Origin of the sequence: Pseudoduganella plicata, from assembly GCF_004421005.1 — a bacterium.
Taxonomy (GTDB): Bacteria; Pseudomonadota; Gammaproteobacteria; order Burkholderiales; family Burkholderiaceae_D; genus Rugamonas; species Rugamonas plicata.
On sequence record NZ_CP038026.1, the window covers coordinates 3,320,346 to 3,341,856 of the forward strand.

Sequence of the window (21,511 nt, forward strand, 5' to 3'; positions counted from 1 at the left end):
ATATCAGATGCGCACGCACGTCACGCTGTCGCCATCGGCAACGCGCAGGATGTCCTGCACTTCCGGCGTCAACGCGACGGCCTCGCAGCCTTCGAGCTCCGGGCAGGCGAGCGTCACGGCGCGGAACGCGGGCGCGGCGCTGTTGGCGATGGCGTAATTGACAGTGGCGCCTTCGGGTTGCTGGCCGTCGGCCGTGCGTACGCGCAGTGTCTGCGAACTGGTGAACGTGCGCAGCGCATGCTTGTGCGCCTGCAGGATCGGGCCGCCGTCGAAGATGTCGATGTACTCGTCGGCCTCGAACCCTTCGGCCGTCAGCAGATTGAACGCCAGCTCGCCGGATGGATGGATCTGCCCCATCGCCGCCTGCGCATCGCCCGGCAGCAGCGGCACATAGACCGGGTAGTGCGGCATCAGTTCGACGATCAGCGTGCGGTTGCGGGCGCCACCGATGACGCGTTCGGCGTCCAGAAAATCCATCTTGAAGAACTTGCGGCCCAGGGCATCCCAGAACGGCGAGCCGCCCTTTTCGTCCGTCACGCCTGCCAGCGGCACGAAGAAGCGGTCGCCGAAGCGCTGCGGCTGCTGCACGGCGAACAGCAGGCGGGAACGCGACAATAGCGCCGCTTCCGGACGGCTCTGCAGGGCCTCGTCGATGTAGAACGACGACAGCTGCGAGTAGGCCGTCAGCTCCGAGCACAGTGTCAGCGCATGCACGTTGTGGCAGATGTTCAGGTCGCGCGAGACCTGCTGGATCACGTCGTTACGGAACGAAAAATAGGTGCCGTTCGATCCCGCAGTGGCGAAGATGGCGGCCGTGCCGACGATCCTGCGTTCGGCCGGCGACTCCAGCACGAACAGGTACGATTCCTCGCTGGGAATGTCGACCTGCGCAGCAAACGATGCGATCGACCGTTCCACGGCCTGCTCGATCTTGTCGCGCGTCTTCGGCAACGTGTGCACGCCCGGCATGGTGACCGCGGCAAGCGTCTCGAGGGCTGCAATATCCCCGGCTTCTACCGGACGGACGACGTACATATTGACTCCTCAATTGAAAGGACGCCCGTGGACGCCGTAGCACCCACGGGTTTGCGCCGCGCCTCCGCAGCCGGGAGACGTCGGCATCGCCTCGGCTTACTTCGCGGCCAGCAGGGTGTCCAGACCCTTGCGCAGCAGGCCGACGGCTTCGTCGATCTGCGCATCCGTCACGATCAGCGCCGGCGCCAGGCGCAGCACGTCGGGACCGGCGATCAGCACCATCAGGCCTTCCGCTTCGGCGGCGCGCTGGATGTCCTTCGAGCGGCCCTTGAACTCTTCCGACACGACCATGCCCAGCAGCAGGCCGGCGCCGCGCACGGCGGTAAACACCTGCGGGTAGTCGCGGATGACGCCTTCCAGCTTGTCGATCAGGTACAGGCTTGCTTCCTTGACGCGGGCCAGGAAGGCCGGCTGGTTGATCGTCTCCAGCACGGTCAGCGCGACGGTGGCGGCCAGCGGGTTGCCGCCGTACGTGGTGCCGTGGGTGCCGACGGACAGCGTCTGCGCCAGCGCTTCGGTCGTCAGCATCGCCGCGACCGGGTAGCCATTGCCCAGTGCCTTGGCCGACGTGAGGATGTCCGGCGTGACGCCGTAGCCCATGTAGGCGAACAGCGAGCCGGTACGGCCCATGCCGCACTGGACTTCGTCGAAGATCAGCAGCGCGCCGGTCTTGTCGCACAGGTCGCGCAGCGCCTGCAGGAACTCCGGATTGCCCGGCATGACGCCGCCCTCGCCCTGCACCGGCTCCACCACCACGGCGCAGACGTCGTCGCCGATGGCGGCACGCGCCGCTTCGATGTCGTTGTACGGGATGTGGTCAATTGCCGGCGGCAGCGGCTCGAAGCCTTCCGTGTACTTCGACTGGCCACCAACGGACACCGTGAACAGCGTACGGCCGTGGAAGGAATTGAAGCACGAGATGATGCGCGATTTGTGCGCGCCGAATTTGGTGTGGGCGTATTTGCGCGCCAGCTTGAACGCCGCTTCGTTGGCTTCCGCGCCCGAGTTGCAGAAGAACGCGCGGTCGGCGAACGTCGCTTCCGTCAGGGCCAGGCCCAGACGCAGCACGGGCTCGTTGGTGTAGCCATTGCCCAGGTGCCACAGCGTGTTGGCCTGGCGCGTCAGCGCCTCGACGACAACGGGATTGCAGTGGCCCAGCGCCGCGACGGCGATGCCGGAGGTGAAGTCCAGGTAACGCTTGCCGCTCTGGTCCCACAGTTCCAGGCCCGCTGCACGCACTGGTACCATCGCTGCGGGTGCGTACGTCGGCACGAGCACTTCGTCAAAAGTCTGCCGGGTGACAGGGCGGGTGGTAACAGTCGTATCAAGCTTGGCGTTCATGGCAATCCCCATCGAGTTAAGAGGTACGGCCGCAGCGGAGCCGCTGCGGGTGTACAACATTGTAAAAGCGGGGATGCTAAAACTCTTTTGAATCTGCGACAAGGTTTTTCAGATTCGACCATAAGGAAGAAAAACCGCATAAAACCGGTGACAGGCTCCTGTTTCCCCGGGAAACAGGAGCCTGTCACCGGTTTTATGGTACCGGGCTTATGCTGCGGCGAGTTTGCGCTGTCGTTCTTCGCGCGGGGTGTTGCCGAACAGCGTGCCGAAGGCGGTGGAGAAATGCGAGCCGCTGGAGAAGCCGCACATCAGGCCCACCTGCACGATCGAGTGGTTGGTTTCCAGCAGCAGCTGGCGGGCGCGCTGCAGCCGCAGCTCCAGGTAGTACCGCGACGGCAGGCTGCCCAGGTACTGCTTGAACAGGCGCTCCAGCTGGCGCCGCGACAGGCCGACGAGGTTGGCGATGTCGTCCGTCGACAGCGGTTCCTCGATATTGGCTTCCATTAACGTGACCGCTTCCGACAGCTTCGGCTGCAGCGCGCCAAAACGGGCCTGCAGGGCCACGCGCTGGCGCTCGTCATGGCTGCGCACCCGTTCGATGCACAGCGTTTCCTTGACGGCCGCCTGGGTGGCAGCGCCGAACAGGCTGTCGATCAAGGTCAGCGCGAAGTCGATGCTGGCGGCGCCGCCGCAGCAGCTCAGGTGACGGCCGTCGATTTCAAACAGGTGCGGGGTCAGGATGGCGCGCTCGGTGATCTCTTCCGTGTCCGCGTACAGGGCCCAAGGCAGCGCGATGCGGATGCCGCCCATGACGCCCGCGTCGGCCAGCCACAGCACGGCCGCGCCGACGCCGCCCCAATAGCCGGCGGCACGGCAGCGCCCGATAACGGCGCGCAGCGGCGCATCAAGCGGGCGCGGCAGGTGTTCGTCGGCCACCAGCAGCGCGATGTGCCAGTCCTCGTCGCTCTCGCCGATGGCTTGCGCCAAGGTACGCACGTGCAGCTCGAAGCCGTGACCGACCAGACGCTGCGCCACACGCAGCGGTTGTACAAGGCCGGCCCATGACAGGCTGTCGGCTTCGCCCGCGTTCACGAGCAGCATGCGCAGCGGCTGCCCGCGCGCCAGGCGCGTCAGGTCAGCGAACGACATCGCCGGAGGACATCAATATTGGTACGGGCATCAATGTGAGCAAATGCTGCGGCACGGAGGCAAAAGGTGCATCTATGATACCCGGAGTTTCACACGCGCAGAATCGGTGCCATTCCGCCGGCGCTATAATTCTCCATCAGCGGGCGGCGCTGTGCCGCCCGACGCCATCCCAATGTCCGACAACCATACAGAACAATACAGACCATGCTGAAAACCACTCTGCTCGACGGCGTCACGCCGGCCAAATTCGACCAACAAATCACCGGAAACCTGCTGCTGGAAACGACTTCCGTCGATGAGGTGCGCCGTGAAAAACTGCTGATCGGCGTACGCAACGAAGAAGGCGGCATTTACCGCCTGATCGGTGCAACCAAGCACAACAGCTTTACCAATGCCGTCGAGGAACTGGAAGACCTGGAACTGGTCGACGAACTGAGCGACGTGGAAGGCACCCAGGAAGGCTGCGACGCTATTTTCCGCCAGGAATAACTTAATTGCGGGCATTTCCGCAACGGGATCGCCCGGATTCCACATAAATCTCCATCGAATAATTCCGCATGGCAATATTGTAGGTATAATTTTTCGATGGACAGACTCGCCACCTTTAAAACCATCGCAGCTCAGGCGAGCTGCGGTGAACTTACGTTCCCCGCCAATGTCGAGGCCTCCGTCAGGCTGCAACAGGCGCTGATGGACCCCGACTGTCATGCGGACGTCGCCACGCGCCTGATTCAGGCCGATCCGCTGCTGGCCGCGCGCACCGTCGCCATTGCCAACTCCGTCGCCTACAACCGCTCCGGCACCGAAATCTCCGGCGTCCGCTCGGCCGTGCAGCGCCTCGGCGTGCGCACCCTGCAGTCGCTCGTGGCCGCGGTGATCGTGCGCCAGATCGGCAGCCGGGCGACCGACCCGGTGGTGCGAGAGCACATGCAGCGCCTTTGGGAACATACCGCGCACACGGCGGCGCTGGCACAGGTCATCGCACGTCGCGTCACCCACGTCGATCCCGATACCGCGCTGTTTGCCGGTATCGTGCATGAAGTGGGCGGTTTTTATCTGTTGTCGCGCGCCGAGGACTATCCCGGCATCCTCGATGGCGAGCCGGAAGAGTGGACGGACCACGGCGAGATCGAGATCGGCCGCGGCGTGCTGGCCAAGCTGGTGGTGCCGGAATCCGTGATGGCGGCCGTCGAATCGATGTGGGGCGGCATGCGCGCGCTGCCGCCGGAAGACCTGGGCGACACGCTGCTGCTGGCGGACGACCTGGCACCTGTCCCCTCCCCCCTGCATACGCGCCCCGGCACGATTACGCCAGCGGCCGCACGCACGATCGATTTCGCCATCGGCGACGGCACCTTCGATGCCATCCTGCGCGAATCGGCAGATGAAGTCGAATCGCTGTATGCGGTGCTGATGCTGTAATGGTTGGTCCAGCTCGCGTCCCGCCACGGTGCCTGACACCGTTGTGGGACGCGAGCTGAAACGCGGGCTGGGATCAAGCGCGGCCGTCGCTCTGCCATTTCGGCGATAATTGGTTTTTTTGCACGCCGAACCGATGAACCGATTCCACCACGCCCTGCGCCGGCTGACGGCCGCCCTGTTGCTGGCCGCCGGCCCCACGCTGGCGTTCGCACAAGGCGGCACCATCGCGCTCGAAGGCGCGCCCTATGTGCTCGAAGGCACGGAAGTGCGCAGCATCCGAGCCGCGAATCTGCAGCGCGATTACCAGATCTATGTCAGCCTGCCGCCTTCGTATGCGAAATCGGGCCGCAGCTATCCCGTTGTCTTCGTGACCGACGCGCCCTACGCGTTTCCGGTCACGCGCGCCATCGGCTACCGCGCCGGGCGTGGGGGACGCAGTATCGAGGAGTTCATCCTGGTGGGCCTGTCGTATGCGCGCGGCGACACCGCCGAATACAGCCGCCGGCGCGACTACACGCCCACGCCTTCGGGCGACACGACACTCGTGTCGGACATGCCGGGCCGCGAACCGAAGTTCGGCGAGGCCGCCGGCTACCGCCGCTTCCTGGCCGACGAAGTATTCCCGTTCGTGGCGAAGCACTACCGCGCCGACATGGGCCGCAAGACCTTCATCGGCCATTCCTACGGCTCGCTGCTGGGCCTCGACGCGTTGCTGAACGAACCGGAGATGTTCGAAAACTATGTGCTGGGCAGCCCTTCGCTGTGGTTCAACAAGCGCGTCATGTTCGAGCGCGAGAAGGCTTATGCCGCCACGCACAAGGAACTGAAGGCCAATGTGTTCTTTGCCGTCGGCAGCTATGAGGCCGTACGCCACGGCCCGCGCTTCAACAAGGACGAGGACATGGTGCGCGACCTGCGCAATTTCACGGCCGTACTGAAGTCGCGCAACTACCCCGGCCTGAGCATCACGAGCGTCGTCGTGCCGGACGAGGATCACCTGACGATTGCCCCCGCCGTCATCACGCGCGGCTTGCGCTGGGCGCTGCCCGGCAGCGACCGGCCACGATGACGGTTTCGTCATCCAACTGACGCCGGCGCCGGTGCACAATACGGCCAGGAGGAATCATGCGCATACTGGTCGTGGAAGACGAGCCGAAGACGGGTAATCACCTGTTGCAAGGCCTGCAGGAAGCGGGCTTCGACGCGGCCCTGGCCCGCACCGGCCCTGAAGGGCTGCGCCTGGCCCTGGCGGAAGAGTACGACCTGGTCGTGCTGGACGTGATGCTGCCGGCGATGGACGGCTGGACGGTGCTGCGCAGCCTGCGCGAACGCAAGGACACGCCGGTGCTGTTCCTCACGGCCCGTGACGATATCCCCGACCGCGTGCGCGGCCTGGAACTGGGCGCCGACGATTACCTCGTCAAGCCGTTCGCCTTTGCCGAACTGCTGGCCCGCATCCGTACGCTGCTGCGGCGCGGGCCCGTGCGCGAGGAAGCGACGATCCGCATTGCCGACGCCGAGATCGACGTACTGCGCCACAAGGTGACGCGCAACGGCCAGCGCATCGACCTGACGCCCAAGGAATTCGCACTGCTGCACCTGCTGGCGCGCCGGCGCGGCGAGGTGCTGTCGCGCCGCCTGATTGCCGCCCAGGTGTGGGACATGAACTTCGATTCGGACACCAACGTCGTCGACGTGGCGATCCGCCGCCTGCGCGCCAAGCTGGACGATCCGTGGCCCGTAAAACTGGTGCACACGGTGCGCGGCATCGGCTACACGGTGGACGACAAGACGTAATGCGGCGCCTGTCCATCGCCCTGCGCCTGGCGCTGCTGTTTTCCGCCATCGCCGCCGCCGTGTTTCTGGCCGTGGGCGCCTACCTGTACCAAACCTTGCAGCGGCAGATGTCCGACCGGGACGATACGGAGCTGCTCAACAAGGTGGTGCTGATCCGCCACTTACTCGCCAGCCAGCCGATGCCGCTGGCGATGCCGGAGGAACTGCGCATGGTGCTGGAAAACGTGTTCGGCCAGGACGGCATGCAGCTGGCCCTGACGGATACGGACGGCCGCACCGTCGTCCGCACGACCGGCCCGGCCGGCATGGCACCGCCCGGCTGGCCGGCTGTCCCATTGACGCGCGAGCCGGCGCGGGCCGACGTACACGACTGGATGTTGCCGACGGGCCCGGGACGCGCCATCGCCGCCCTGGGCAACGCCGGTACCGGCAGGGCGCCCGTACGCATCACGATCGTGCGCCAGCGCTCCCACCGGCTGGCGATCCTGAAACAATATACGTCGGACCTGGCCGCCGGTCTCGCGGTCGGCACGCTGGTGGCGACGGGGCTGGCGTTCGCGGTGGTGCGGCGCGGCATGCGCCCTCTGCATGACGTGATCGGCAAGGCCAACGAGATCAGCACGCAGCGCCTGGCCAGCCGCCTCTCCGTGCAGGACGTGCCGGCCGAACTGCGCGAACTGGGCGTTGCCTTCAACGCCATGCTGGACAGGCTGGAGGAAGGCGTGCAGCGCCTGTCCGGCTTTGCCGCCGATCTGGCGCACGACCTGCGCACACCGCTGAACACCTTGATGATGCAGACGCAGGTGGCGCTGGCGTACCCCCGCGGCAGCGCCGAATACGAAGCGCTGCTGGCTTCCAATCTGGAGGAATACGAGCGCCTGGCCCGGATGATCGAGAACACGCTGTTCCTGGCCCGTGCCGACCACGCGCAACTGGCACTGCGCCCAACGTCGCTCGACGCCGCACGCGAGCTGGCCCATATCGCCGACTACTTCGACATGCTGGCCGAGGAAGGCGGGATCGCCCTGCGGGTGGACGCGCAGGGCACTGTCGCCGCCGATCCCATCCTGCTGCGGCGCGCCGTCAACAACCTGGTGGCCAATGCGGTGCGGCATACGCCGCGCGGCGGCAACGTGACGCTGTGGGCGCGCGAGGATGCGGACGGCACCCGCATCGAGGTACGCAACACGGGCAGCGCCATCGCGCCGGAGCACCTGGCGCAAGTCTTCGACCGTTACTACCGGGCCGACCCGGCGCGCGCCGAGGGCGGCACGTCTGCCGGTTTGGGACTGGCGATCGTGCGCGCCATCATGCAGCTGCACGGCGGCAACGCGACAGCAGCGAGCGACGGTGGCCACACCGTCTTCACGCTGCGCTTTCCGCCGGCAGCGCGCCCAGCGCCAGCAGGCGCCGACGGCGATAGTGATTGAACAGCCCGTCCGGGCCTTCGTCGCGCCAGGGGATATCCGGACCGGGACGGGATTCGCCCCGTGTGTCAGGGCCGGCTTCGTCGTTCGCGGCCGGCGGCACGGTTGTCGATTCGTCCATCTGTCTCTCCACAAATCTGCGGACAAAAAAAATGCCCGCTCGAGAGCGGGCCAAGTCCAAAACTAGGGATGTCCTGAAAGAGACGAGTCCATAGTAAGGCTCGGGCTTGCCGCGCTCTGTGCGCCAATTCACATAAACCCACAATCGCTATTACCACGGCCACGGCGCATCCGTGCGTTGCCAGGCATCGAGCGTCTGGACTCGGGCGCGCCATGCGTTGATGTTCGGATACAGTGCCAGCGGTACATGGGCTCGTTCGACATACATCAGCGATGCGGCGATGGCATAGTCGGCCAGCGTGACCTCGTGTCCCACCATCCACTCGCGGCGGGCCAGATGCGCTTCCAGCACGGCGGCGAAGGGTTCCAGCAGGCGTGTCGCGCGGTCCAGCTCGGCCGGAACGGCATCGGCGCCGATGGCCATCTTCTTCCACACGTGCTCCCACGTGAACGTACTGACTGCGGGCCCAAAGTGCTGGACGGTCCAGAACAGCCAGCGGTTCACGTCGGCCCGGTCCCGCACATTCTGCGGATACAGCGTCTGGTCCGGTGTGCGGTCGGCCAGGTACGGCATGATCGCGCACGATTCCCACAGCACGAAGCCGCCGTCTTCCAGCACGGGGATCTTGCTGTTCGGGTTGATCTCGACCAGACGACGGCGGTCTTCCGGGCTCAACAGGTCGATCTCGGTCAATTCGAGATCGACGTTCAGGTGCGTGGCCGCCAGCATCACACGCCGGGCGCTGGACGAATTGGGGTGGTAGTACAGGCGCATTCGGATTTCCCTTGTTCCGGCATCGCTGCCGCTTGTTATCGATGCGTCAATCGTAACGGGAGCAACTGTCAGTTTCTGTCAGGAGTCGTCCTGGATGCCGTGCTCCGCGCGCCAGTGGCTGATCAGCTGGTGGCGCGGCGTGGGATAACGTTCGGGGATGGTGGCGGCGGCGCGGATGCGGTCGATACGGAAGTGCCGCTGCGCGGTGCGCAGTTCGCACCACGCCGCCAGCAGCCGGCGCCCTTCGAAGAACGCCAGGGCAAACGGCCAGACGATACGTTCCGTGGCGTGGCCCGCCTCGTCGCTGTAGCTGATGCGCAGCTTGTGCTGGTGGCGGATCGCTTCGCGCGCCGGCTGCACGAACGCGTCGTACGACGGTTGCGGCGCGCCGATCGGCACCCACAGGCTGGTTTCCGCCATATGGTCGCGCAGGTCTTTTGGCGCCGCCATGGCGATCTTCGCCAACGCGGCCGTGGCGGCCTTTGCCAGCGCCGGGTCGCCCTGCCGGCGCACCCAGCGTGCGCCCAGCACGAGCGCTTCCATCTCGTCGGCGCCGAACATCAGTGGTGGCAGGAAGCAGCCCGCCTTCATCAGGTAGCCCACGCCGGCCGAACCGTCGATGGGGGCGCCCAGTTCGGCCAGCGTCTGGATGTCGCGGTAGATCGTCCGTTCCGACACGCCCAGCTGGTCCGCCAGCGCGGCTGCCGTGACGGGACGGCGGTTGGCACGCAAGGCGTCCATCAGCTGAAACAGGCGGCCGGCTCGGCTCATCGTCTCTCCGTGGTTTTTATTGTCCCAAGCCAGTCAGCTTAGCATGCCTACCTGCCGTCGGGCTGATAGCCGGGCCATGTGATTTCCAGTTCGTAGCCGATCGAACGGGCCAGGCCGTCCAGATCGGGGAACAGGGTTGCATGCGTGATGTTCATGCGGTACAGCGACAGCATGGCCTCGGCGCGGATGGTCGGCGGCAGCACGAACTTGCGCATCAGCGCGGGACCGGACGCATACTGGCCGATGATCTCGTCGAGCGGCTTGTCCAGCACGCCCGGCACGACAAACGTGCCGGACTGCGCGACGAGGCGCCGGTCCATGGCTTCCGGCTCGCCGACCCAGATGATCTCCTTGGTATTGGGCGCGAAGTGGCGCTCGAAATTGCCGGAGATGCGCGGATCGATCGCCTCGCGGCGCAGCGCCGGGTCGTTGCGTGGCGCCGCGCGCCACAACGTGGGCGTGTCCAGCGCGAACACGGCGGCGCTGCGACTGGTGCGGTACAGCGCAAAGAACGCGGCCACGAACGGCGACTTGGTAAAGTCGAGCATGCGCGTGGGCGCGCCGTGGTGCTGCATCAGCGCCAGGCAGCGCAGGTCGTCAGCCAGTACGCTGGCATCGGGCAGGTAGATGTGGGCCTTGCGGCGGAAAATGCGCAGCGCCCGCTCCTCGCGCTGGCGCCACGACTGCCGGTCCGGCACGAAGTGCTGCAGGTAGCGCGACAATGAACTCATCAGCTGCCAGTCGGCATCGGGCAGGCCGCGAAAGGCCCAGCCGTCGCAAGCCGACGTCAGCGTGACGAATTCATCCCAGCTGTTGATATGCACGATCTCCATGGCGACTCCGCTTTGCGAACAGATAAATATGCTCCCACAGCGTTGCGCAAGGCGTCAAATGAACATCATTCACGGCCAGGCCGTACCCGAGCGATTGACAGTCCCGGCGATTCATGGCGAAATCCAGCCCTGATAACAATAACGACAACGATAAACACGATGAGCCGAAGCACTTCCACCAAAAGCCGCGCCAGCGGCCGTGTCACCCTGAGCGACGTGGCGCGGCTTGCCGGCGTCGCGCCCATGACGGCGTCGCGCGCCATCAACCAGCCGGAGCTCGTGTCGGCCATCCTGCGCCAACGGGTCGAACAGGCCGTGCAGGAATTGGGATATGTCCCCAACCGCGCCGCGCGGGCACTGGCGTCGGCGCAATCGAACGTGATCGTCGTGCTGGTGCCGTCGCTGTCGAACACCGTGTTCACGGCGGTGCTGCAGGGGATTCAGGACGTACTCGATGCCGACAACTATCAGGTCCTGATCGGCAATACGCGCTACTCGGACGCGGAAGAAGAGAAGCTCCTGAATATCTACATGCAATCGAACCCGGACGGCATCCTGCTTTCCGGCCTGTCGCATAGCGCGCGCGTGCAGCAGATGCTGGCGACGTCGAAGGTGCCCGTCGTGTCGATGATGGACCTGTCGGACGATCCCGCCCAGTTGTGCGTGGGCTTCTCGCAGTTCGACGCCGGCCAGACGATGACGCGCTACCTGATCGACAAGGGCAAGCGCCGCATCGGCTTCATCGGCGCCCAGCTGGACGAACGTACATTGAAACGCTGCGAAGGCTACCGCAAGGCGATGCTGGACGCGGGCCTGGCCGATCCGCGCCTGGAGCTCATGGTGCCCGACCCGTCGACCATCGCGCTGGGCGCGGAGCTGCTGGGACGCATGCTGGCCAAGGTGCCCGATTGCGATGCCATCTTCTGCTGCAACGACGACCTCGCGCACGGCGCCATCTACCAGTGCCAGCGCCGCGGCATCGCCGTGCCGGAACGGCTGGCGATCTGCGGCTTCAACGACCTGCCCGCGTCGGCGTGGATGAAGCCTTCGCTGACCACCGTCGGCACGCCGCGCTACCGCATCGGCTACGAGGCAGCCACGATGCTGCGCGCCGCCATCCGCGGCGAGGCGCCTGCACAGGCGCATGTGGACCTGGGTTTCACGCTGATGGCGCGCGAGAGCGCTTGAGTTTGGGGACTGGCTCGCTGGCGGCGGACGTCCGTCGCCGACGTGGCTAGTCGATGCCTGGACGCACCCGAAGCACGACGCAACACCCACCAAACAACTTGAACATTACCGCAGCTTCCATTAGACTGGGCCACAATGTTAGCGCTATCAGAGGTGGGGATGAACGAAGCAACGAAGGGAGACGATGCGCAGCCGCGCTGGGTGGTCATGGGCGTCAGCGGATGCGGCAAGAGCTCCGTCGGCATTACCCTGGCCGAGGCGCTGGGCGTGCGGTTTGTCGAAGGCGACCAGTACCACTCGCCGGAAAACGTCGCCAAGATGGCCGCCGGCACGCCACTGACGGATGGCGACCGCGTGCAGTGGCTGGCCAGCCTGCAGGCCGAGATCCGCGCGTCCGTCGACGGCGGCGTCGGTGTCGTCGTGTCGTGTTCGGCGTTGAAGCGGCGCTACCGCGACCTGCTGCGCGCCGGCGCGCCGAACCTGCGCTTTGCTCATCTGGTCGGCAGCAAGGATTTGATCGCCGCGCGCATGGCAACGCGCACGGGGCACTACATGCCGCTGTCGCTGCTGGACAGCCAGCTGGCAGCGCTGGAGCCGCTGGCGGACGACGAGGCGGGAGTGCGGCTCGATATCCGCGAGGCGGTGCCGGCGCTGGTGGAGCAGATACTGGGCGGTAACTAGCCGAATCAATAAACCGGAGCCTGTCACCGGTTTTTACCAAAACCGGTGACAGGCTCCGGTTTATTGACGGGGAACGGCTGCCTCTGGTTAAACGTCGGGGACAGGCACTTCGGGCACCGCTCGAAAGGCCCTGTCTCCAGCGACATCTACGGGACGCTGACCTCCAGCCGATAGCTTCGTCCTGCCTCGATCGCCGTGACGCGCGGCTCGGCCAGCAGCGCGCCATCGCAGTGCACTTCCACACTTTGCCCACCCGTCCGGCGGATCGTCACGTCGAACGTGGCGCCGCGGAACTGGCGCACCACGCGCATGCCGGGCCAGTCGCGCGGCAGTTGCGGCGCGATGCGCAGCCCCGCTTCGTCGCCGGCCAGGCCGCAAAGGCCTTCCACGACGCAGCGGTAGACCCACGACACCGTGCCCGTATTGAACAACTGGCTGGACCGCCCTGCCGTGCGCGGGTACTCGCGCCATGCGCCGCGGTAGTAATTCGGGATAAAGATGGGCAGCTGGCCGCGCTGCAGGTAGTCATCCTCGTCCGGTCCGGGAATCATCTGCCGCAGCAGGTGCCACGCGCGCTCGCTTTCCGCGACCGTATACAGGCTGTAGATGTAGAACGCGGCGGCGTGGTTGTAGACGGCGCCGTTTTCAGCGGCGCCGGGATGCTTCTGCGTGACGCGGCCCACGTCGTCGCGCATTTTCGAATACGGCGGCGCGAACATCTGCACGCCGAACGGCGTATGCAGCTGCTGTTCGATCTCCGCCAGCATTGAGATCCGCTGCACGTCGCTGGCCGCGCCGGACAGGATCGACCACGCCTGCGGATTGAGCCAGAGGCGTCCCTCCCGGTCTTCCTTGACACCGAAGACGACGCCGTCGTCCGTGATGCCGCGGGCGAACCAGCGGCCATCCCACAGGTAGTGATTCGCTGCGTCGTTCAGTTCGCGCGCGCCGCCGCGATAGCGCGTCTCGTCCTCCGTATCGCCAAGCTGCGCGCACATGTCGGCCCACAGATTGAGCGCATAGGCCGCGGCCACCGTCAGCCAGCCCGACACGCCCTTGCCCTTGTAGCCCACCATGTTCATCGGGTCGCACCAGTCGCCCTGGGCGATGAACGACAGGCCGCGCAGATCCCGTTCCTTGAGCAGCCAGTCCATCGCGCGGCCGATGCGCTGCGCTACGGTCAGGCTGGACCCATCGCCTGCCGTGACGCTTTCGCGCAGCAGCGCCCAGTCGGCCGTTTCGTCCAGATACGCCTTCAGGCAGACGGGCAGCCAGACGCAATGGTCCGTGTGCGGCACCTGGTTGATGTACTTCAGTTCCGCGCCCTCGGCCAGCAGGATCCCGTCCGGCATCGCACCCGTCTCCTCCTGCTGCGACAGCGCGTGCAGGAACGCGGCGCGCGCCGTGGCAGGGCGCACGAACGTCATGCCCATATTGTCCTGCAGGTAGTTGCGCGTCTGCGGGTCTGTCGTCAGCCGGTTGACGTCGCCGTGATAGTAGACCTGGCGCGGCAGCCAGTGGTTGACGAAATTGTTCAGCGCTTCATCGGGCGTGTCGATGGTGACGCAGCCGGCGCCCTGTGCCACGTAGTCCGCATAGTCGGCGCGGGTGCGCGCAAACGCTTCCTCGCTCAGGTACTTCGCACGCATCGCCGCGATTTCGCCGTCGTCCAGCGCGGGGCCGAACAGGAAGCGGTAGTCCTCGCTGGCGCCGTCGGCCAGCGCGACGCGGTACTGCACGGTGGCGGCCGGCGTCTCGTAGCGGGCGTCGCCGCCGGCCAGCGTTTCGGCCTGCAGGGCCGATGGCGCGTGCAGGCCGCCCTCTCCCTCGAATGCCTCCTGCGCCGCTTCCCATGCGTCGGGCGCGCGCTCGCACAGGAAGTAGGTCTTGTCCTTGAAGTCCTTCTGCTTGAAGTAGTCGGCCACCTTCTGGTACGGCGCCACGCTGCTGGCGACGATGCCGCCCAGGTCCGCGCGGAATTCGGCGGACTGGTTCATCCACGACATGTAGCCGATCGGGAAGTACGGATAGACGCTGAGCCGCCGCGCCCGGCCCGACACGTTCGTCACGCGCAGCGACCACAGTTCGACGACGTCGTCCACCGACAGGCTCATGACCAGCTCGACGCGGATGCCCTGGTGTTCCACGGTCCACGCCAGGTCGCTCTTCCCGGCCGAGAAGACAAAGCGGTCCGCGCAGGCCCGCACGGGTTCGTACGGCGCGGAAAACACGTCGCCCGTGTCCTCGTCCTTCACGTAGACGAAGCGGCCCGGATGGTGCGCATAGTAGCCCTGCTCCGGCTGCATGAACGTCTTCGCTTCCAGGTTTGGCGCATGCGCATACTTGGCCGGTTCGGGCTGCATGAACTGGGCGACGGCATAGCCGCGGCACGTCACCTGGATCATCATGCGGCGGTTCCACAGGAAGCCCGCCGCGCGCGGCATCGCCGTGGGCGACAGCAGTTCATAACGGTTGCCTCCTTCGGCGGGGCGTAATAGTTGTGACACTCGAAACGCTTGCGACGACATGAATTCTCCGGGTCAGACTTGGGGTGAAAGCGAGGCCTTGCGCGCGACCAGATCGGCCTGGATCGCCTGCAGGCGCGGGCCGTCCAGCTTGTAGCAGCACATTACGCCAACGGCCAGCAGCGCGAAGGCGGCCGGGATCAGCGACATCAGCCAGACGATGCCGGCCTGCGACCCCGTGTTCTGGGCGGCGTTCGGCACATAGCCCAGCGCCGTGAACAGCGCGCCGATGACGGCGACGGCAACGGCGGTGCCAAGCTTTTGCGAGAACGTGGCCGCCGCGAACGTCATCGCCGTGGCGCGCCGTCCCGTGCGCCATTCCGTGTAGTCGGCCGTGTCGGCATACATCGAGAACGCCAGCGGCGACTTCGGTCCCAGCACCAGGCCCAGCGCCGCCTGAAGGACGAACATCAGGCCGACCTGGTCGGGCGGGATGGCAAAGAAGGCGGCGGACAGCAGCGCCGTCAGCGACATCAGCACGATCATCAGCTTCTTCTTGTCGATGAAGCGCGTCATCAGCGGCGTGGCTGCGGCGCCCGCAGCAGCGGCCATCATGTAGGTCGGAACGAAGCTGGCCATCAGCTCCGGGCGGCCCACGTAGTATTTGAAGTAGTACGCGGCCGTCGTCGTGCGCAAGGTGATCGTCACCATGATGATCAGCGCCAGGAAGAACAGCACCAGCCACGGGCCGTTGCGGGTCAGGTCGCGTATGTCCTGCATCACGTTTGACTTCTGCCCGGGCGGCGGCAGGATGCGCTCACGCGTGTTGGCAAACGCGATGGCGAACATCAGCGACGCGGCAATCGCCCACACCAGCATCGTCAGCTGCCAGCCCAGCTTTTCGTCATCGCCGCCCAGCCACTTCACCAGCGCGGGCGTGGCCGCCGTCACCAGCGTGCTGCCGGCAAAGGCGCAGATGAAGCGCAGGCCGTTGATCGTCGACCGCTCCTGCGGGTCCGCCGACATGACGCCGGACAGCGCGTTGTACGGGATATTGATCGCGGTGTAGCACACCATCATCAGGAGATACGAGCCGTAGGCCCAGGCCAGCTTGCCGTCGTGGTCCAGGTCCGGCGTCGTATAAGTCAGCACGGCGGCGGCGCCCAGCGGCAGCGCGCCCCAGACCAGGTAGGGCCGGAACTTGCCGAAGCGCGTGGTGGTGCGGTCGGCCAGCGCGCCGATCATCGGGTCGGTAAAGGCGTTGATGAGCTTGATGGCGAACATCATCGACGCGGCGGCGGCGGCGGAGATGCCAAAGATGTCGGTGTAGAAGAACAGCAGGAACGTGGCGATATTGGTCCAGTAAAAATTGAACCCCATATCGGCCACGCCGTAACTGATTCTCTCGCGCCAGGACAATGCGTGCGGATCTGCCATCGGAACCTTTACCAACCGAAGCTGAAAAAAAACCTGCACGGACGGGCGTCAGAACCCATCCGCGCAGTAAAAACGAATTGGCCAAGTGTAGCCAACCCGCCCATCGGACCAGTCGGACGGCCGCGCCGCGTGCTCGTGCGCGGGCGCGTCGTCAATATGCTTTATGAGTGCGCACCCGCGCGGCAGTTCGCGTCGCACGCGACGGCACGTTTGCCGACTGCGGGGACGGGGCGGGTATGGTGGTTGTCTCCTCCATGATGTTCGGTGGGCGCCAGCTCGTCTTCGCGAGGGATGTTAGCGCTATCAAGTGTAATAACAGCTTGCCGGGAAGTCAACCAGTTCGTAAGGGAGATATCGGGGGCAGGCGACGTACAAAAAAAATGCCGCCCAAAGGCGGCATCGGTGAAGCGGCAGGAGGTCAGACCACCGCGCCATCCGTTTCGTCTTTTTCCTTGACCGGCTTGATCAGGTCTTCACGCTTTACGCCCAGCCACATGGCGATCGCGGCGGCCACAAACACGGACGAGTAGATACTGAACAGGATGCCGATCACCAGCGCCAGCGCGAAATAATGCAGTGCCGGGCCACCCAGGAACAGCATCGCCAGTACCGACATTTCAGTCGAGGCATGGGTGATGATGGTGCGCGAAATCGTGCTGGTGATGGCGTTGTCGATCACTTCGTGCACGCTCATCTTGCGCTGCTTGCGGAAGTTCTCGCGGATCCGGTCGAAGATCACGACCGACTCGTTGACCGAGTAACCGAGTACCGCAAGGATCGCGGCAAGAACCGTCAGCGAAAACTCCCACTGGAAGTATGCAAAGAAGCCCATGATAATGACCACGTCATGCAGGTTCGCAATGATCGCCGCGACGGCAAACTTCCACTCGAAGCGCACCGCCAGGTAGATCATGACGCCGATGATCACCATGACCAGCGCGTTCAGGCCGTTTTGCGTCAGCTCTTCGCCGACCTGCGGGCCGACAAACTCGACCCGCTGCAGCGAGACCAATTCCTTGCCGGCTGCGTTGACGCACGCGGTGCGCGCGATACGCTCGCCTTGCGCGGTGACCTCCTCGAAGTGACGTGGCGTGCCTTGGTCCGACCGGCACAGTGCGTCGAAAGCCCGGGACGACGTCGTATCGGAATTGGAGCCCGGCATGATGGGCAGGCGAATCATCACATCGCTGGCGGTGCCGAAGCTCGATACCTCAGGGTGCTCGAAACCGGCAGCCGACAGCGACTGTCTCATCCGTTCCAGCTCTGCCGCCTGCGGGTACTTCACTTCCAGCACGGTGCCACCCTTGAACTCGATCGACAGGTGCAGCCCGCGGTCGAACAGGAAGAACACGGCGGCGACGAACGTCAACACAGACACCACGTTGAAGATCAACGCGTGGCGCATGAACGGGATGTCTTTATGAATGCGGAAAAATTCCATGAAATCCTCTGGCTGTGATGCGTTACTTGGCCTGACCAGGTACCCAGACGGTACCGATCGACAGCGATTGCAGTTTCTTCTTGCGGCCGTACCACAGGTTGACCACGCCGCGCGAAACGAAGACGGCGGAGAACATCGACGTCAGGATGCCAAGGCAGTGAACAACGGCAAAGCCGCGGATAGGGCCCGAACCGAAGATCAACAGGGCGAGACCGACAATGAGCGTCGTCACGTTCGAGTCGAGAATCGTGGCCCATGCACGCTCGAAGCCGGCGGCAATGGCTGCCTGCGGGGACGCGCCTGCGCGCAGCTCTTCCCGCACACGTTCGTTGATCAGCACGTTGGCATCAATGGCCATGCCAAGTGCCAGCGCAATTGCAGCGATACCCGGCATGGTCAGCGTTGCTTGCATTACCGACAGGATGGCCACGAGCAGCAGCACGTTGACCGCTAACGCGACGACGGAAAAGACACCGAACAACATGTAGTAGACGATCATGAAGACGGCGATCGCAGCGAAACCATACAGTGTCGCATTGAACCCCTTCGCGATATTCTCTGCGCCCAGCTGCGGGCCGACCAGGCGTTCCTCGATCACGGTCATCGGCGCATACAACGCGCCCGAGCGCAGCAGCAGTGCCAGCTCGGTCGAGTTCTCGATATTGCCCATGCCGGTGATCCGGAAGCGGCTGCCCAGTTCACTCTGGATCGTCGCAACCGACAGCACTTCCGGCTTGCCCTTCTCGAACAGCACGATGGCCATGCGCTTGCCCACGTTTTCGCGGGTGGCTTCGCGCATCTTGCGGCCGCCGTCGCCATTCAGGTCGATCGATACGGCCGGCTGCTGGTTCTCGTCAAAACTGGCGGTGGCGGACGAAATGTAGTCGCCCGACAGGATCACGTCCTTCGACAGCACGACCGGCACGCCTTTGCCGACGGTGAACAGCTCGGAGTTGAACGGAATCGCGGCCGACATCTCGGTACCCGGCGTAACCGTTTCGTCCACCATGCGCACTTCCAGCGTGGCGGTGCGGCCGATGATGGACTTGGCGCGGGCGACGTCCTGCACGCCCGGCAGCTGCACGACGATACGGTCGGCGCCCTGCTGCTGGATGATCGGTTCAGTCACGCCCAGTTCGTTGACGCGCTTGCCCAGCGTGGCGATGTTCTGCTTGACGCCATTGTCCAGCGTCTCTTTCAGTGCTGCCGGCTTCATCGACGCCGTCAGCGTCAGGTCGGAGGCGCTGCCGCCATCGACCAGCGCCAGTTCCGTCATCTCGGCCAGCACCTTGCGGGCAGCCTGGCGGGTGGCATCGTCGCGGAATTTGACGACGATGGCGTCGCCTTCGCGCTCGATGCCGGCGTGGCGCACGTTCTTGTCGCGCAGCTGGCTGCGGATCGCTGCCTGGAAGCCCTGGATGCGCTTGTTCAGCGCGGCCTTGGTATCGACCTGCATCAGGAAGTGCACGCCGCCGCGCAGGTCCAGGCCCAGGTACATCGGCAGCGCGCGGATCTTCTGCATCCATGCCGGCGTGTTGGCCAGCAGGTTGTTCGTGACGATATACGTCGGGTCGTTCGGGTCCGTGTTCAGGCCGCGCTCGAGCGCCAGCTTCGCCTTGAACTGCGTGTCGGTATCGCCGAAGCGGGCGCGCACGGAGTGGCTGCTGCCTTCATCGAGCGTGACGTCCATGGCGGGCAGGTTCTGCGCCTTGAGCAGTTCGGTCACCTGGTTGGCCACGGCACCGGTCACCTTGACGGTGGATTTGCCGCTGGTGATCTGCAGGGCCGGCGATTCGCCGAAGTAGTTCGGCGCCGTGTACAGTGCACCCAGCAGCACGACCACGGCAATGACGATGTATTTCCAGACAGGATAACGGTTCATATTCTTCAGCGTTCTAGTGAACTGGCGTCGCTGCGCAACAGCGCGCAGGCGGTACGCAAACGGGCGGCCAGGCCGCCCGCACGTCTCTTACAGACCCTTCAGCGTGCCCTTCGGCAGCAGCGTCGTGATCGCGGACTTCTGCACGACGATTTCCGTGCCCGTCGAGACTTCGACGGTGACATAGATATCGGTGACCTTCGAGACCTTGCCGAGGATGCCGCCGGCTGTGACGACTTCGTCGCCCCGTGCCAGTGCGTCCATCATGGCCTTCTGTTCCTTGGCGCGCTTCTGCTGGGGACGGATCATCAGGAAGTACATGACCACGAACATCAGGATCAGCGGGACGAAGGTCGTCAGGTTGCCCATCAGCGAGGCGTCGGCGGCGCCGGCAGTTTGAGCATAAGCGTTGGAAATGAACACGGGTGACTCCAATATAGTTAAAAAATGCAGCGCTGTATTCTAGCACCGGCCAAAGGCCATCAGATTGGGTAGATGGCAGAAATTGCAAGGACGACACAACGCCCGAAACCCGGGACAGACCCCTGTTTTGAAGAAAGTTTCCGTAAAACCCGGGTCTGTCCCGGGTTTTACGTTTTCAGACGCCGCGGGCGCGGTCGGCGTGGAATTGCTTCACCCAGTCAGGGAAGCGGTCTTCGTCCAGCGCCTCGCGCATCTGGCGCATGATATCGAGGTAGTAGTGCAGGTTGTGGATCGTGTTCAGGCGCGCGCCGAGGATCTCCTGTGCGCGGTGCAGGTGGTGCAGGTAGGCGCGGCTGAAGTTGCGGCAGGCGTAGCACGAGCACGTGGCGTCGAGCGGTTCCTTGTCGTCCTTGTAGCGCGCGTTCTTGATCTTGATGTCGCCGAAGCGCGTGAAGATCCAGCCGTTGCGGGCGTTCCGGGTCGGCATGACGCAGTCGAACATGTCCACGCCGTTCGAGACGCCGGCCACCAGGTCTTCCGGCGTACCCACGCCCATCAGGTAGTGCGGCTTGTTGGGCGGCAGGCGCGGACCCACGTGCTCCAGCATGCGCATCATGTCCTCCTTCGGCTCGCCCACCGACAGGCCGCCGATGGCCAGGCCCGGGAAGTCGATCTTCTCCAGTCCTTCCAGCGACTCGTCGCGCAGCGACTCGAACATGCCGCCCTGGACGATGCCGAACAGCGCGTTCGGATTCTCGCCCGCCTTGAATTCGTCCATCGAGCGCTGGGCCCAGCGCAGCGACATGCGCATCGACTTGGCCGCTTCGTCCACGGTGGCGGGGCGGCCGTTGATTTCGTACGGCGTGCACTCGTCGAACTGCATGACGATGTCCGAGTTCAGCACGCGCTGGATCTGCATCGAGATCTCGGGCGACAGGAACAGCTTGTCGCCATTGATCGGCGAATTGAAGTGCACGCCCTCTTCCGTGATCTTGCGCATCTCGCCCAGGGAAAACACCTGGAAGCCGCCGGAATCGGTCAGGATGGGTTTATCCCAGCCCATGAAGCCGTGCAGGCCGCCGAATTTCGACATGACGTCGTTCCCCGGGCGCAGCCACAGGTGAAACGTATTGCCCAGGATGATCTGGGCGCCGATTTCCTTCAGCTCCAGCGGCGACATCGCCTTGACGGAACCATAGGTCCCAACCGGCATGAAAATCGGCGTCTCCACCGTGCCGTGGTTCAGTTTCAACGTGCCGCGGCGGGCCTTGGTCAGACCGGTGGTGTCGGTCTTGTGCAGTGTAAATTCCAGCATGGGTGTATTGAA

General features: G+C 64.8%; 20 protein-coding genes. 7 read left to right on the forward strand and 13 right to left on the reverse strand.

The features are described from left to right. Positions 1-3 precede the first annotated feature (3 nt). The 3 genes from E1742_RS14545 to E1742_RS14555 form a co-directional block, all read right to left on the reverse strand. On the reverse strand, positions 4-1,035 hold the full coding sequence (locus E1742_RS14545; protein WP_134385626.1) for an arginine N-succinyltransferase: 1,032 nt from the start codon (positions 1,033-1,035) through the stop codon (positions 4-6). A 96-nt stretch (positions 1,036-1,131) separates the two neighbouring features. After that, positions 1,132-2,376, reverse strand: a complete 1,245-nt coding sequence (locus tag E1742_RS14550; protein WP_134385627.1) for an acetylornithine/succinyldiaminopimelate transaminase — start codon at positions 2,374-2,376, stop codon at positions 1,132-1,134. Between the two features lie 207 nt (positions 2,377-2,583). Further along, positions 2,584-3,525 (reverse strand): GlxA family transcriptional regulator, encoded by a 942-nt coding sequence (locus E1742_RS14555; RefSeq protein WP_134385628.1) that lies wholly within the window; start codon positions 3,523-3,525, stop codon positions 2,584-2,586. 204 nt (positions 3,526-3,729) lie between these two features. Here E1742_RS14555 and E1742_RS14560 point away from each other — a divergent pair, with 204 nt between their 5' ends. The 5 genes from E1742_RS14560 (at position 3,730) to E1742_RS14580 (ending at position 8,174) form a co-directional block, all read left to right on the forward strand. After that, positions 3,730-4,014, forward strand: coding sequence for a hypothetical protein (locus E1742_RS14560; RefSeq protein WP_307721878.1), 285 nt, complete (start codon positions 3,730-3,732; stop codon positions 4,012-4,014). Between the two features lie 96 nt (positions 4,015-4,110). Further along, the gene (locus E1742_RS14565; protein WP_134385629.1) at positions 4,111-4,947 is read left to right on the forward strand and encodes an HDOD domain-containing protein; all 837 of its coding nucleotides are present in this window, start codon (positions 4,111-4,113) and stop codon (positions 4,945-4,947) included. A gap of 133 nt (positions 4,948-5,080) precedes the next feature. Beyond that, a complete protein-coding gene (locus E1742_RS14570; protein ID WP_134385630.1) occupies positions 5,081-6,016 on the forward strand; it encodes an alpha/beta hydrolase in 936 nt (311 codons plus the stop codon). 56 nt (positions 6,017-6,072) lie between these two features. Beyond that, positions 6,073-6,744 carry a heavy metal response regulator transcription factor gene (locus E1742_RS14575; RefSeq protein WP_134385631.1) on the forward strand — a complete coding sequence of 224 codons (672 nt, stop codon included), beginning with the start codon at positions 6,073-6,075 and terminating at the stop codon, positions 6,742-6,744. Then, positions 6,744-8,174 (forward strand): heavy metal sensor histidine kinase, encoded by a 1,431-nt coding sequence (locus E1742_RS14580; RefSeq protein ID WP_134385632.1) that lies wholly within the window; start codon positions 6,744-6,746, stop codon positions 8,172-8,174. Before E1742_RS14575 ends, E1742_RS14580 begins: the two co-directional genes overlap by 1 nt. Here the strand turns inward: E1742_RS14580 and E1742_RS14585 are convergent. The 4 genes from E1742_RS14585 to E1742_RS14600 all read right to left on the reverse strand — a co-directional run bounded on the left by E1742_RS14585 (position 8,110) and on the right by E1742_RS14600 (position 10,670). Further along, positions 8,110-8,292, reverse strand: coding sequence for a hypothetical protein (locus E1742_RS14585; RefSeq protein WP_134385633.1), 183 nt, complete (start codon positions 8,290-8,292; stop codon positions 8,110-8,112). The two genes, E1742_RS14580 and E1742_RS14585, sit on opposite strands and share 65 nt — an antisense overlap. 150 nt (positions 8,293-8,442) lie before the next feature. Continuing rightward, a complete protein-coding gene (locus tag E1742_RS14590; protein ID WP_134385634.1) occupies positions 8,443-9,066 on the reverse strand; it encodes a glutathione S-transferase family protein in 624 nt (207 codons plus the stop codon). Between the two features lie 78 nt (positions 9,067-9,144). Beyond that, on the reverse strand, positions 9,145-9,837 hold the full coding sequence (locus E1742_RS14595) for a helix-turn-helix transcriptional regulator (RefSeq protein ID WP_134385635.1): 693 nt from the start codon (positions 9,835-9,837) through the stop codon (positions 9,145-9,147). A 47-nt stretch (positions 9,838-9,884) separates the two neighbouring features. Further along, positions 9,885-10,670: an FRG domain-containing protein gene (locus E1742_RS14600; protein WP_134385636.1), complete on the reverse strand. Its 786-nt coding sequence runs from the start codon at positions 10,668-10,670 to the stop codon at positions 9,885-9,887. A gap of 159 nt (positions 10,671-10,829) precedes the next feature. On the opposite strand from E1742_RS14600, the gene gntR reads away from it, so the two are divergent. Further along, complete coding sequence (gene gntR / locus E1742_RS14605) at positions 10,830-11,858, forward strand: HTH-type transcriptional regulator GntR (RefSeq protein ID WP_134385637.1); 1,029 nt, start codon at positions 10,830-10,832, stop codon at positions 11,856-11,858. A 159-nt stretch (positions 11,859-12,017) separates the two neighbouring features. Continuing rightward, positions 12,018-12,539: a gluconokinase gene (locus E1742_RS14610; RefSeq protein WP_229465984.1), complete on the forward strand. Its 522-nt coding sequence runs from the start codon at positions 12,018-12,020 to the stop codon at positions 12,537-12,539. A gap of 146 nt (positions 12,540-12,685) precedes the next feature. Here the strand turns inward: E1742_RS14610 and E1742_RS14615 are convergent, their stop codons facing one another. The 6 genes from E1742_RS14615 to tgt all read right to left on the reverse strand — a co-directional run bounded on the left by E1742_RS14615 (position 12,686) and on the right by tgt (position 21,499). Then, the gene (locus E1742_RS14615) at positions 12,686-15,046 is read right to left on the reverse strand and encodes a GH36-type glycosyl hydrolase domain-containing protein (RefSeq protein WP_229465985.1); all 2,361 of its coding nucleotides are present in this window, start codon (positions 15,044-15,046) and stop codon (positions 12,686-12,688) included. A 33-nt stretch (positions 15,047-15,079) separates the two neighbouring features. Next, the gene (locus tag E1742_RS14620; protein WP_134385639.1) at positions 15,080-16,441 is read right to left on the reverse strand and encodes an MFS transporter; all 1,362 of its coding nucleotides are present in this window, start codon (positions 16,439-16,441) and stop codon (positions 15,080-15,082) included. 418 nt (positions 16,442-16,859) lie between these two features. Further along, positions 16,860-17,882, reverse strand: coding sequence for a protein translocase subunit SecF (gene secF / locus E1742_RS14625; RefSeq protein ID WP_134385640.1), 1,023 nt, complete (start codon positions 17,880-17,882; stop codon positions 16,860-16,862). 22 nt (positions 17,883-17,904) lie between these two features. Continuing rightward, positions 17,905-19,764: a protein translocase subunit SecD gene (gene secD, locus E1742_RS14630; protein WP_134385641.1), complete on the reverse strand. Its 1,860-nt coding sequence runs from the start codon at positions 19,762-19,764 to the stop codon at positions 17,905-17,907. A gap of 87 nt (positions 19,765-19,851) precedes the next feature. Continuing rightward, the gene (gene yajC / locus E1742_RS14635) at positions 19,852-20,184 is read right to left on the reverse strand and encodes a preprotein translocase subunit YajC (protein ID WP_134385642.1); all 333 of its coding nucleotides are present in this window, start codon (positions 20,182-20,184) and stop codon (positions 19,852-19,854) included. 175 nt (positions 20,185-20,359) lie between these two features. Beyond that, a complete protein-coding gene (tgt, locus tag E1742_RS14640) occupies positions 20,360-21,499 on the reverse strand; it encodes a tRNA guanosine(34) transglycosylase Tgt (RefSeq protein ID WP_134385643.1) in 1,140 nt (379 codons plus the stop codon). Positions 21,500-21,511: the final 12 nt, after the last annotated feature.